At 57.0% G+C, this 11,193-nt stretch carries 12 protein-coding genes; 6 read left to right on the forward strand and 6 right to left on the reverse strand.

Annotation, left to right across the window (positions count from 1 at the left end):
- Window positions 1-378: 378 nt before the first annotated feature.
- The 5 genes from JQ575_RS36500 (at window position 379) to JQ575_RS46680 (ending at window position 3,685) form a co-directional block, all read left to right on the forward strand.
- Window positions 379-795 carry a hypothetical protein gene (locus JQ575_RS36500; protein ID WP_212038044.1) on the forward strand — a complete coding sequence of 139 codons (417 nt, stop codon included), beginning with the start codon at window positions 379-381 and terminating at the stop codon, window positions 793-795.
- Complete coding sequence (locus tag JQ575_RS36505; protein ID WP_212038045.1) at window positions 792-2,216, forward strand: hypothetical protein; 1,425 nt, start codon at window positions 792-794, stop codon at window positions 2,214-2,216. The genes JQ575_RS36500 and JQ575_RS36505 overlap by 4 nt, the downstream gene beginning before the upstream one ends.
- Window positions 2,217-2,245: 29 nt before the next feature.
- Window positions 2,246-2,368, forward strand: coding sequence for a hypothetical protein (locus JQ575_RS45880; protein ID WP_283842681.1), 123 nt, complete (start codon window positions 2,246-2,248; stop codon window positions 2,366-2,368).
- Between the two features lie 439 nt (window positions 2,369-2,807).
- The gene (locus JQ575_RS36510) at window positions 2,808-3,485 is read left to right on the forward strand and encodes a recombinase family protein (RefSeq protein ID WP_212038046.1); all 678 of its coding nucleotides are present in this window, start codon (window positions 2,808-2,810) and stop codon (window positions 3,483-3,485) included.
- On the forward strand, window positions 3,482-3,685 hold the full coding sequence (locus JQ575_RS46680; protein ID WP_212038047.1) for an SEC-C metal-binding domain-containing protein: 204 nt from the start codon (window positions 3,482-3,484) through the stop codon (window positions 3,683-3,685). The genes JQ575_RS36510 and JQ575_RS46680 overlap by 4 nt, the downstream gene beginning before the upstream one ends.
- Window positions 3,686-3,991: 306 nt before the next feature.
- Here the strand turns inward: JQ575_RS46680 and groL are convergent, their stop codons facing one another.
- The 5 genes from groL to JQ575_RS36535 all read right to left on the reverse strand — a co-directional run bounded on the left by groL (window position 3,992) and on the right by JQ575_RS36535 (window position 9,753).
- Complete coding sequence (gene groL / locus JQ575_RS36520; protein ID WP_212038048.1) at window positions 3,992-5,644, reverse strand: chaperonin GroEL; 1,653 nt, start codon at window positions 5,642-5,644, stop codon at window positions 3,992-3,994.
- Window positions 5,645-5,678: 34 nt separating this feature from the next.
- On the reverse strand, window positions 5,679-5,996 hold the full coding sequence (locus tag JQ575_RS36525) for a co-chaperone GroES (RefSeq protein WP_212038049.1): 318 nt from the start codon (window positions 5,994-5,996) through the stop codon (window positions 5,679-5,681).
- 485 nt (window positions 5,997-6,481) lie between these two features.
- Window positions 6,482-8,464 (reverse strand): bifunctional diguanylate cyclase/phosphodiesterase, encoded by a 1,983-nt coding sequence (locus tag JQ575_RS36530; RefSeq protein WP_212038050.1) that lies wholly within the window; start codon window positions 8,462-8,464, stop codon window positions 6,482-6,484.
- Between the two features lie 735 nt (window positions 8,465-9,199).
- Window positions 9,200-9,526, reverse strand: coding sequence for an HNH endonuclease (locus tag JQ575_RS46685; protein WP_409364861.1), 327 nt, complete (start codon window positions 9,524-9,526; stop codon window positions 9,200-9,202).
- The gene (locus JQ575_RS36535) at window positions 9,484-9,753 is read right to left on the reverse strand and encodes a hypothetical protein (protein WP_212038051.1); all 270 of its coding nucleotides are present in this window, start codon (window positions 9,751-9,753) and stop codon (window positions 9,484-9,486) included. The genes JQ575_RS46685 and JQ575_RS36535 overlap by 43 nt, the downstream gene beginning before the upstream one ends.
- Window positions 9,754-10,235: 482 nt before the next feature.
- Between JQ575_RS36535 and JQ575_RS46690 the strand changes: the two genes are divergently transcribed.
- On the forward strand, window positions 10,236-10,757 hold the full coding sequence (locus JQ575_RS46690; RefSeq protein ID WP_212038052.1) for a septal ring lytic transglycosylase RlpA family protein: 522 nt from the start codon (window positions 10,236-10,238) through the stop codon (window positions 10,755-10,757).
- A gap of 109 nt (window positions 10,758-10,866) precedes the next feature.
- On the opposite strand, the gene JQ575_RS36545 is transcribed toward JQ575_RS46690, so the two are convergent.
- The coding region (locus tag JQ575_RS36545) for an ABC transporter substrate binding protein (RefSeq protein ID WP_283842682.1) at window positions 10,867-11,193 on the reverse strand (327 nt) is incomplete at its 5' end.

The raw sequence follows: 11,193 nt of genomic DNA on the forward strand, positions 1-11,193 counted from the left end.
CCCAACCCAACCTGAGGCACGTGCGCCAAGTGCCCTATGATGGTGAGGGTGTGGGCACCCTGTGTTGTGGCGCAATTGCAAACACACGCCCAGCAAACTATGCCGATGGGTTGGTTAGGATGGTTAGATTGGTTGGTTTGCTGCGGCCGTAGGGTAACCGGCAAAACCAGCAGGTTGGCTTGGGTTGGCTAAAACCATCCCCCCGCCTTGTGGCCGCTTGAGGTGCCTTTGTGATCACGCGCAATTCATCGGGTCGTGTTTGCTTACAAATTGCCTGCCGTTTGGTATAAAATCACAAGCAATCAACGGATTGATCTGATGCCCAGAGGTGGCAAGCGAGTTGGTGCTGGCAGAAAACGGGGGTCCAAGAACGTACGCTTGGCTGCCCGCGAAGAGGCCATGCGCGTTGCGGGCATCGAGCCTAAGGCATTTCTGCTTAAGGCGCTCGCACATCAACACAAGATCATTCAAGAGGAAATCGCGAAGGACGAGCCGGACGCGGCTGCCATTGCAAAGGCGTACGCAGTTGGAGCTGAGTATGCTTCCCGAGCTGCGCCTTATTGCCATCCACGACTCGGACAACTCGATATAAGGGATCGCAGTATGGAGCGCGTATTACCAACGCAGATCACAATGACGGTCGCTGACGCGATGGAAGCATACATGCGGATATTGAAGCGACCGCACGAACAGCTTTCTGCACCTACTGTAATTGAACATGATGCTGCAGAACTAGTTGGCCGCCGGACTACGTCGGGGTCTGGCTCGATCGCAAAGCTCGCTACGAGGACATGATCAGCTCGCCCGCGCACATCGTAGGCGCAATCGAATATTACAGGACGCGCCCCGTCGAGTTTATCGAAGACTGGTGTCAGACGTTTGACCCACGCAATGCTGGCACGGACAAGCCGACGCGGTTACCGCTCATCCTGTTTCCTCGTCAGCGCGACTTCATCGAGTTCTTGTATGAATGTTTGAAAGGTGAAACCGGCGGGCTCGTTGAAAAGTCCCGAGACATGGGCGCAACGTGGCTTGGTGTATCCTTCAGTGTTTGGCTGTTTCTGTTCGTGCCAGGCGCAACGATCGGCTGGGGATCGCGCAAGGAAGCCCTCGTTGACCGCATTGGCGACATGAGTTCCATCTTCGAGAAGATCAGGTTTCAATTGCGCTCTATTCCCCGGCAGTTTTGGCCGATCAAATTCAATGAAGGCAACATGTCGTTCATGCGTATATGGGCTGCTTCAGGCGAATCGATCACAGGGGAATCTGGAGATGACATCGGGCGCGGTGGTCGCACCTTGATTTACTTCAAGGACGAGTCGGCCCACTACGAACATCCTGAGTCCATTGAAGCGGCACTGGGCGACACCACCCGCGTGCAGATCGACGTCAGCAGCGTGAACGGTCTCGGCAACGTTTTCCACCGCAAGCGTGACGGCGGTGTGGAATGGGAGCCTGGCAAGCCAGCACTGCGCGGCAAGACCAACGTATTCATCATGGACTGGTCCGACCACCCCGACAAGTCACAGTCGTGGTACGACGAGCGCCGCCACTTGGCCGTCGACGCTGGTCTGTTGCACGTGTTCGCTCAGGAAGTAGATCGAAACTATTCCGCCTCGGTCGAGGGCGTGGTGATCCCTGCCGAGTGGGTGCGGTCCGCGATAGACGCGCACGAGAAGCTGAACTGGGAGGAAGCGGACAATGACCCGTGCTACGCGGGACTGGACGTGGCCGACGGTGGCGGGGACAGAAACGCACTTGCGATCCGCGAGGCGACTGTCCTGCGGTCCGTTGAGCAGTGGGGTGAGCGAGATACAGGCATTACAACTCGCCGTGCGCTCGACGGAGTTTCTTCTTATGGTCGAAAGCGTCGACGTGTCCGCCTTCAATACGACTCTGTCGGTGTAGGTGCTGGCGTGAAGGCAGAGGGCAATCGCCTGAACGACGACGACTTGATGCCAAAGTTCGTCAACCTCGTTTCTTGGAACGCTGGAGCTGCGGTGCTCAACCCCGACGACCGCGTGATCGCGGACGACGACGAGTCTCCACTTAACAAGGACTTCTATGGAAATTTGAAAGCGCAAGCGTGGTGGCAACTGCGTCTGCGCTTCGAGCGCACGCACCGTGCTGTCCGGGACGGCGTGAAATACGACCGCGACGAACTGATTAGCCTGCCTTCCACGCTTCGCCTGCTCCGCCGCTCGAAAAAGAATTGAGCCAGCCGACCATGAGCAGGAATACCCGGATGAAGTTGATCATCGATAAGCACCCCGAGGGCACGCGCTCGCCGAACCTCGCTGACGCAGTTGTCATGTGCTTCTGGCCCGTGGACGAGCTGGCCTACGACTCGAGTTTTGAGTGGGTGTAGCGGGAGCCAGAACGGCGGGTCCCGTCAACGGCGTTTTAAGACCTACGACTCTAATCGTACGCAAGCGCGCGGACGAACAAGTAAGGCTCCTCGGCGGCTACGGCAGCCCGTTTGGCCTCCGCTCGGGCCTGGCGCCCTTTTAAGGGCAACCTTCGGATTCTTCGCGCCAGTGGCGCCAGAAACCGGCATCCCGGCCCCGTCCAATTGGGGACGCCCCGGTGGCCGCCGCCCATCAAGGATCCCCTTGTCGGGGCGTCAGCGGCCTGCAGGTGCAATTTTTGGGGCTACCGCTGAAATTTACCACCGAGCCTCAAAGGCGTCCCAGCGGCGCCCGCGCCTGACAAAATTTTCACAAAAAATCGTTCATTTACAGTATGTTAGTCGGATTGTAACACGCCAACGCCGGTTGCCGTGTTGTACATTTTAGGATTATAGTCTCATGACCAAAACTGCCATTGCGTACATCCGCGTTTCGACCGTGCGACAGGGAAAATCGGGCCTTGGACTCGAGGCCCAGCAAGCGACGCTGGCCAGATTTGCCGAAGCCGAGGGCTACGACCTAGTCCAGACCTTCAAGGAGGTCGAGACCGGTAAAGGTGCGGATGCCCTCGATCGCCGACCGCAACTGGCGGCGGCGCTGAAAGCGGCAAAGAAGATCAAGGCGCCGATCATCGTTGCCAAGCTGGATCGGCTGAGCCGAGACGTCCATTTCATCAGCGGGCTGATGTCGCACAAGACGCCGTTCATCGCCGCAGAGTTGGGCGCCGATGCCGACCCGTTCATGTTGCATCTGTACGCCGCGCTGGCTGAAAAAGAACGGGCGATGATCTCCCGCCGCACTCGGGACGCGCTCGCTGCTAAAAAGGCTCAGGGCGTTAAACTGGGCGGACTCAACGCAAGGAGCATTGCGAACCGCGACGAGGCGATGGAACGCGCAGAGCAGTTGCGTCCGATCTTGACCGAACTCGCGGGCCGGTCCGCGCGAGCCACGGCGGCGGCGCTAAATCAGCGCAAGATAGCGACCCCAACCGGCGGGAAATGGCACGCCGCTACTGTAATACGCGTTCAAAAGCGAATTGGAGAAAAGCCTATGAATAGCATCAGTGCTAGCGAGTGAAGCTCATCGGCCCGGACGGTTCAGGATGGGTTCGGTTCGAACACCGACATTGGGAAAACAGAAGGTGCTTTTTTGCTTGTAAACGCGGTAGATCGTCCCAGCGCAATCTATTTAGGCCGCCCCATTGGCGAGGAAACCGTAACGAACCATGTCCATGCGGGTCGGGAAGGAAATACAAGCGGTGTTGCGGCCTCAACTAGCCTTAACCGATTGCCGAGAAATGGGTGCTTATACGAGATGCACGGTCATTGCGGATCCGGGAGTTAAGAAACGCACTCGACATACCGCACGCTTCGATAAACGCTCTCATGCAATATTTGAAGTGGAAGGAATTGGTGCAAAGACCGGTCGAGAGCTGGCAGCGCCCAATTCATTGACGGAAAAGGGGCACGACGCCTTAACAGAAATGGCGCGCCCCACGCCGCATAGTTCAGTTGCGGTCCCAAAGCAAAAGGCCCAGCACTGCTGCCGGGCCTTTCTTGTTGTTAAGCGTGGAACGGTTGGAATCAGAAGTCCATACCGCCCATACCGCCCATGCCGCCGCCGCCCGGAGGCATGCCGCCAGCGCCTGCGTTCTTTTTCGGCACTTCGGCCACCATGGCTTCCGTGGTGATCAGCAGAGCCGCAACCGAAGCTGCGTTCTGGATCGCTACGCGAACCACCTTGGTCGGGTCAATGATGCCCTTCGAGATCAGGTTGACGTATTCGCCGGTCTGCGAGTCGAAGCCGTAGGCGTATTGATCCTTCTCGAGGATCTTGCCGACGATGACCGAGCCGTCTTCGCCTGCGTTGATCGCGATCTGGCGAGCGGGCCAAGAAAGTGCCTTGCGGACGATCTCGACGCCGGTCTTCTGGTCGTCGTTCTTGGTGCGCAGCCCCTTCAGATGCTGGGAGGCGCGCAGCAGGGCGACGCCGCCACCCGGCACGATGCCTTCTTCAACCGCCGCGCGGGTTGCATGCATAGCATCATCGACGCGATCCTTGCGCTCCTTCACTTCGGTTTCAGTCGCGCCGCCGACGCGGATCACCGCGACGCCGCCTGCGAGCTTGGCTAGACGCTCCTGCAACTTCTCCCGGTCGTAGTCCGAGGTGGTTTCATCGATCTGCGCCTTGATCTGCTGAACGCGCGCCTCGATGTCGGCCTTCTTGCCAGCGCCGCTGACGATGGTGGTGTTTTCCTTGTCGATCATCACCTTCTTGGCGCGACCGAGCATGGCGAGCGTGACGTTCTCCATCTTGATGCCGAGATCTTCCGAGATCGCCTGACCACCGGTCAGAACCGCGATGTCCTGCAGCATCGCCTTGCGGCGATCGCCGAAGCCCGGCGCCTTGACCGCGGCAACCTTGAGGCCGCCACGCAGACGGTTGACAACGAGGGTGGCGAGGGCTTCGCCTTCGACGTCTTCCGCGATAATCACGAGCGGCTTGCCGCTTTGCACCACGGCTTCCAATAGCGGAAGCAGTTCATTCAACTGAGAAAGCTTCTTTTCGTTGATCAGGACGTAGGCGTCATCCATTTCAACGCGCATCTTGTCGGCGTTGGTGACGAAGTAGGGAGAGATGTAGCCGCGGTCGAACTGCATGCCCTCGACGACCTCAAGTTCGGTCTCGAGTGACTTGGCTTCCTCAACCGTGATGACGCCCTCATTGCCGACCTTCTTCATGGCGTCAGCCAGGAACTTGCCGATTTCAACGTCGCCATTGGACGAGATGGTTCCGACCTGTGCGATTTCCTCGTTCGAGGTGACCTTCTTGGAGTTCTTGACGAGGTCGGCAACGACGGCTTCCACCGCCAGATCGATACCGCGCTTCAGATCCATCGGATTCATGCCAGCGGCAACCGACTTCGCGCCTTCCCTAATGATGGCGGCGGCCAGCACGGTCGCGGTGGTGGTGCCGTCGCCGGCCGCGTCAGCGGACTTGGAAGCGACTTCGCGCACCATTTGCGCGCCCATGTTCTCGAACTTGTCGTCGAGCTCAATTTCTTTGGCGACGGTGACGCCGTCCTTGGTGATGCGGGGAGCGCCGAACGACTTATCGAGAACTACGTTGCGGCCCTTGGGGCCGAGCGTGACCTTTACCGCGTTGTTGAGAATGTCGACGCCGCGCAGCATCTTGTCCCGCGCCTCAACGCCGAACCTAACTTCTTTACTAGCCATGATGTGTTTCCTTGAAATGTTGTCGGATTGGCGCTTAAGCGGCCTTCTTCTTGGCAGAGGGAACGTCGGTAAGGACGCCCATGATGTCGCTTTCCTTCATGATCAGCAGCTCCTGGCCGTCGATCTTGACCTCGGTGCCGGACCACTTGCCGAACAGCACGCGGTCGCCGACCTTGAGGTCGATCGGAATCAACTTGCCAGCTTCGTCACGGCCACCCGGGCCCACAGCGACGATTTCGCCCTGCGAGGGCTTTTCCTTGGCACTGTCCGGAATGATGATGCCACCTGCGGTCTTCTCTTCAGCATCGATACGCTTGACCACAACGCGGTCGTGAAGCGGACGAAATTTCATGAGATCCTCCTAACTTGTTGATTTTATTTGGGGTTGGCAGTCGCAAGCTGCGAGTGCTAGCAATGTTATAAGCCTGTATGAGCGAGATACAAGCCTGTCCACCGAAAAGAGGTGTCGCTACCAGCCCGGACCACGTTGATCGATCACCAGCGAGAGCTGGGTCGATTTTACCAGACCGCAAGTTTCAGTAGACAGCCGAGTATCAATCGAGGGTCTGCCGCCGTTGATTCAACTCTCGTGGGTCCAGATCCATGGTCGGCCAAACCCGTCATTTGCCGCGGATCGCCGTAAGACACGCCTTTCGCCAGTCAAAAATCTGGAAATCTGTTTTTACCAGGGAGATGGGACGACAAGCGCCGCGAGCTCGGGATCACCGCCCTACGGGAGAGCTCAGACGGCTATTCAGGCGGCAAGGTGGGAAGGCTGGCGCTAGTTGAACGGCATGTGCCGGCGTGACGGTTTTTTGGCGGAGCCGGGATCCCGAATCACCGCCCGAGCGCAGAAAGTTGATCCTGCCCGCGAAGCTCACGGGCGATCAAAGCAAGGGCTTGGGCAGGCAGCATCGGCTTGCCAATAAAATATCCCTGACCTTCTGCACACCCGTTATCGCGCAAATAGTTCAACTCTTCCTGCGTTTCGATGCCCTCGGCGACAACATTCATGTTGAGATCTGTGGCAAGCCGAATGATCGACTTAACAATCGCAGCGCAGCCGTCATCGTTGAGCATCTCATTCGTGAAGGATCGGTCTATCTTGATTCTGTCGAAGGGTATTTTGCGCAGATGGGTGAGTGAGGAATAGCCTGTGCCAAAGTCATCGAGAGCTACGGTGACACCGAGCGCTAGCATCGAGCTCAGTATGCCCGACGCGGCCTCATAATTTGATATCAGCATCGATTCAGTTAGTTCTACCTCAAGCCGGCCGGCATGGACCCGATTGTCTGCAAGGGCAGAGACGACTGTGTTCAAAACGCCAGCATTTTGAAGCTGGATAGCCGATAGATTAACGGCAATTCGGAGGTCGGAAGGCCACTCTGCAAGAGTTTCACAGGCGCGCCGTATCACCCAGTTTCCGATGGAATGAATAAGACCCGTCTCTTCGGCTAAGGGAATGAAGTCGAGCGGAGCAATCACCCCCCGTGTCGAGTGCCGCCATCGAAGAAGAGCCTCGAATCCAGTAACGCGGTCTAATCTCAGATCATAGAATGGCTGGTAAACAAGGAAAAGCTGATCATTCTCGATCGCTAGCGCCAGCTCGCGTTTGAGCGCCTGATGCTCGCGAGCTGCGATATCGTCGCTTGCTTCATGAAAGCACATTGAGCCGCGCCCTAATCGCTTGGCGCGATAAAGCGCGGCATCAGTCCGCTTAAGTAGGTGGGCGGCAGTGCTGCCATCGCCAGGCGCCAAGGCGATGCCAATGCTAGCTGCCGCCTTGATTTGCTTATCATCAATCCAAAAGGGTTCGGAAAAAATGGATTGCAACCGACCTGCCAGTTCGAACGCTTGTTCCCGCTCAGCCGCGCCTTCCGCAATGATAGCGAACTCATCGCCTCCCAGGCGTGCCATCATTTCCATTGCGCGGGCGGATCGACGTAAACGCGCGGCGATCTGGACGAGGAGTTCGTCTCCTGCAGGATGCCCAAATTGGTCGTTCACCTCCTTAAAGTGATCGAGGTCCAATAGCACTAGGACGAATTGGCCGTGTCCAGGAAGAAGTCCTTTCAAACACTCATCTAGTCGCTCGTTAAAGGCCAAACGATTGGGTAGGCGGGTGAGCGTGTCTTCCCTGACGGCCCTTTCCGCCTGCAATTGAGCGATTAAGCGCTCTGCAAACTCGAATGAATGGGCGAGGACGATCCGCAAGAGCACAAAGGCATAGACCACGGTAAGGATGGCGACCAACGAATAGACGAAATCGCCGTTCTGCCCAATGAAGATCGCTACCCCAAGAAGGATCGGGAAAGTGAAAGCAATTGCTGCTATCGGGATCGTCGCAAAAGCAAATGCGCCGCCGGCCAGCATTCCTGCACATAAGCAAGTTATCACCAACTGGCCGCCGTTCGAGGCGTCGGCGAAGAAAACGACCGGAACGATGCCCCAAATGGACCCGAGTATCGAAGCGTTTCGAACGAGGCCGTGCATGGCTCTTCGTGATACGAATTGCGGTTGGGTTGAACGCCAACTCGCGTTTGCCTTGATGCCGAGAAAAACCGCCGCGCTGACAACAACGCTCGCCCAAGAAACGGCCAACCATCGATCGGGGCCCGTCCAAAGAGCCATTGCCAGCACCATCGCGTTGCAGGCGTTCGCAATCAGCATGCCTAGAGCGCTTCTCCGAACAATTTTTATTTGTTCGGAGCGAATTAGGCCGGCCGTATCTTGGTCCGGAGAGGGCCCGCCGAATGCCCGCAGATCGCCTGCAAACAACATCGAAAAATATTCGCTGCATTTGTTCCCGGCGATGTTCATCGCATCACAATGCGAGTGTATTATTGAAGAATAATGAAGTCTTGGGTTCTTGGCTCCCACCATTGCGCGCAAGGTTTGATGCGCTTTTCAGGCGTTCAGGACAACCGCTTGGTTACCGTAGTTAACTCTTGGTGAACAAGGAGTGACCATGTCTCGGACGAGCGATCCGGGCCTTATACGCCGCCGTTAAACCCGCGCGTGTCCTTATTGGTTTCGTGACTGTCCAAGCGTCGCCGAAGCTTTCCGCTGAGCTCAAGTTACCGGTAGCCCATTCGGTCTCGCCCCCCTTTTCCATTTCGGTGCGCGTCATCGACGGGGATACGGTTAGTCTGGATGATGGTAGGCCCAACGTTCGCCTGGTGGGATTGCGCCCGAAACAGTGGATAGGGCGCGATGCGAAGCAGGGCGCCAGAAGGGTGAAGCCGCTAAAAGGCGGCTTGGAACTTGTCAGCGGCGGCCGTTCGGACTTTCAGCAGATTGCGTGTTCGTGTGCGCCCGGGACGGAAGGCACGGATGCGCAACTTCGGCCGTCGCTGCGGAACACTCCGGGTCAATGGCGTAGATGTGGGAACAACTGATCGGGGGTTGGCAGTCGTTTTGTATGCGGCGCAACAAGCTGTCCGAAGCTCCCACGCCCCTGGTGGTGACCCAGAATGGCAGCTGAAGGTGAGATTTCTCAACCCAGACAGCTTCAACACAATCATAGCTTAGCTACGGACTTGACCTCACGTATCGTCAGAGTCCGAGGTTAACGCGAACCGAGCTACGGGACTTGCTTGAAGCGCTCGAAGCGCACAGCAAGTCGATTTTTGTCAGGATGGTCCCTTGTGGGCCTGGCAGGCGAATATTCCGGCCATTTAGCTCTTTCAATGCTTCCAACATCGGGCCGTCATTTTGGCCGAGCAGTCGATCTGACACGTGCATACGAAAATCAGGATGGATTCCGATCAAATGAGCATCGAAGGCCGCGTGATGAATTTTGGAAAGAGGAATTCCGTTGGTGACCAGAGGTTGACCGACTAGATCGTCTTGTCGGCCACGATGTGAGCGGCGTCGAGCAATAAGGCCTCAGGGAGGCCAGAAAGGGCACAGCGACCATCGTATGCTCCGATTACGGCTGCTCTGAAGGTTGCCTGATGCAACCGCTGCTTGACCGTGCGCAGCGCGTATCGTCGCTCTGGGCTGTCCGCTGGCGGAGTCCAGTTGAGACCTCGGTCGAACCAAAGCTGGGTGTCGGGCGACGACGTTGTGACTTTGCGGCTGCACGGACCGAGATCAAAATAGGTCATGCCCATTTCTCCCTGCGCCATGATCGCTTCTACCTTGAGCCGCGTCGCTGATTGGTTCGAGATGCAGCGGCTGGCTTGGTGTCGCCTAGCCTAGCTTTTCCGACGGACGACGAACGAGAAAATCAGCGCGGCGAACCCGTGCTCTCCCCCTATCACCGGAAGCGTCAGGTCGAAAAGTGCCAACAGATAAAGCGCGCGTGCAGTAAGGCCGGGAGCAATGCCTAATTGATGGGAGGATCGATCTAAGGTGTCGCGCCTAGTCGTGGTTGATCTAACTCTCACTCCCTCGCCGTGGATCAGGAAGCAACAAACTCTCACTTAAGCAATACCTCGGAAATAGGCGTTTGTTGCTGCGGTGCGCCTAAAGCACCAAACGTATGAGTTGGAAGCATCGGTATATATCCCTTCATCGCCTGTATGACAGGAACAGAGCCTCAACAGCTTGCGTTATTCATTTGTACTATTTGTTGTGAGGCCGTCCCATGCGCCCTATTTTTGGAATAGTTGCAATCGTATCAGTACCGGTTTGGTTGTGCGTAAACGTAGATTCTGCTTCAGCACAGACCTTTCTTGATCGATGGTCTATCATTCCAAAAGCGCACGCAGAACCGGCACCCGAGGCACAGGACCAGCCCAGACAGGATCCTCCGCTTGAGCAACCCCCGACCGGAGCGGAGACGGCTCGTCGTCCGGAAGAGCGCTCAGCCCCTCGATCTTCAAACCGGGTTTTTTCTGGAAAAGCCTCTTACTATTCATATCCGACAGGAAAAACAGCGAGCGGTGCCCCGTTCATTCGGAATTCACTGACCGCTGCCCATCGCAACCTACCGTTCGGTACAAGAGTTCGTGTAACTGATCTTGCGAGCAGCAAGTCCGTAGTAGTTCGTATCAACGACCGGGGACCCTGGGTTCGCGGCCGGGTCCTCGACCTTTCACTCGGCGCTGCGCGCAGTTTAGGAATTACGGACCGCGGCGTGGCCCAGGTTCGCGCTGAGGTACTTTAATAGTCGCTGCAAGAAATGGATCGAGCTACAGGGCCGATTGCGACGTCGGTCTAACCGGTGAACTGACATTCTCAGTGTCCTCAAGGGTGCCAATATTAAAACTCGCAAACTATTCGATCACCGAATCTACGACGGCCAGCAATGTCGGTGGGATGTCAAAGCCGAGAGCCTTGGCAGTCTTGAGGTTCACTATCAGTTCCAGCCGAGCGGGTTGCTCAATGGGCAGATCGCCGGGCTTCTCCCCCTTTATGATGCGATCGACATAGCTAGCCGCTTTTCGCACCATGTCGGGCACGTTGGGACCATATGACATCAGCCCACCTTCATCGACGAACTCGCGCCCATCGATGTGTCCGAGCTCTCGAAGCGCACTTCGGAACTCAGTTACTAGCGCATCATCAGCCGCAGCATAATTGAGGATACCAACGTGGGGCAC

It is taken from the genome of Bradyrhizobium sp. JYMT SZCCT0428 (assembly GCF_018131075.1).
Lineage (GTDB): Bacteria > Pseudomonadota > Alphaproteobacteria > Rhizobiales > Xanthobacteraceae > Bradyrhizobium.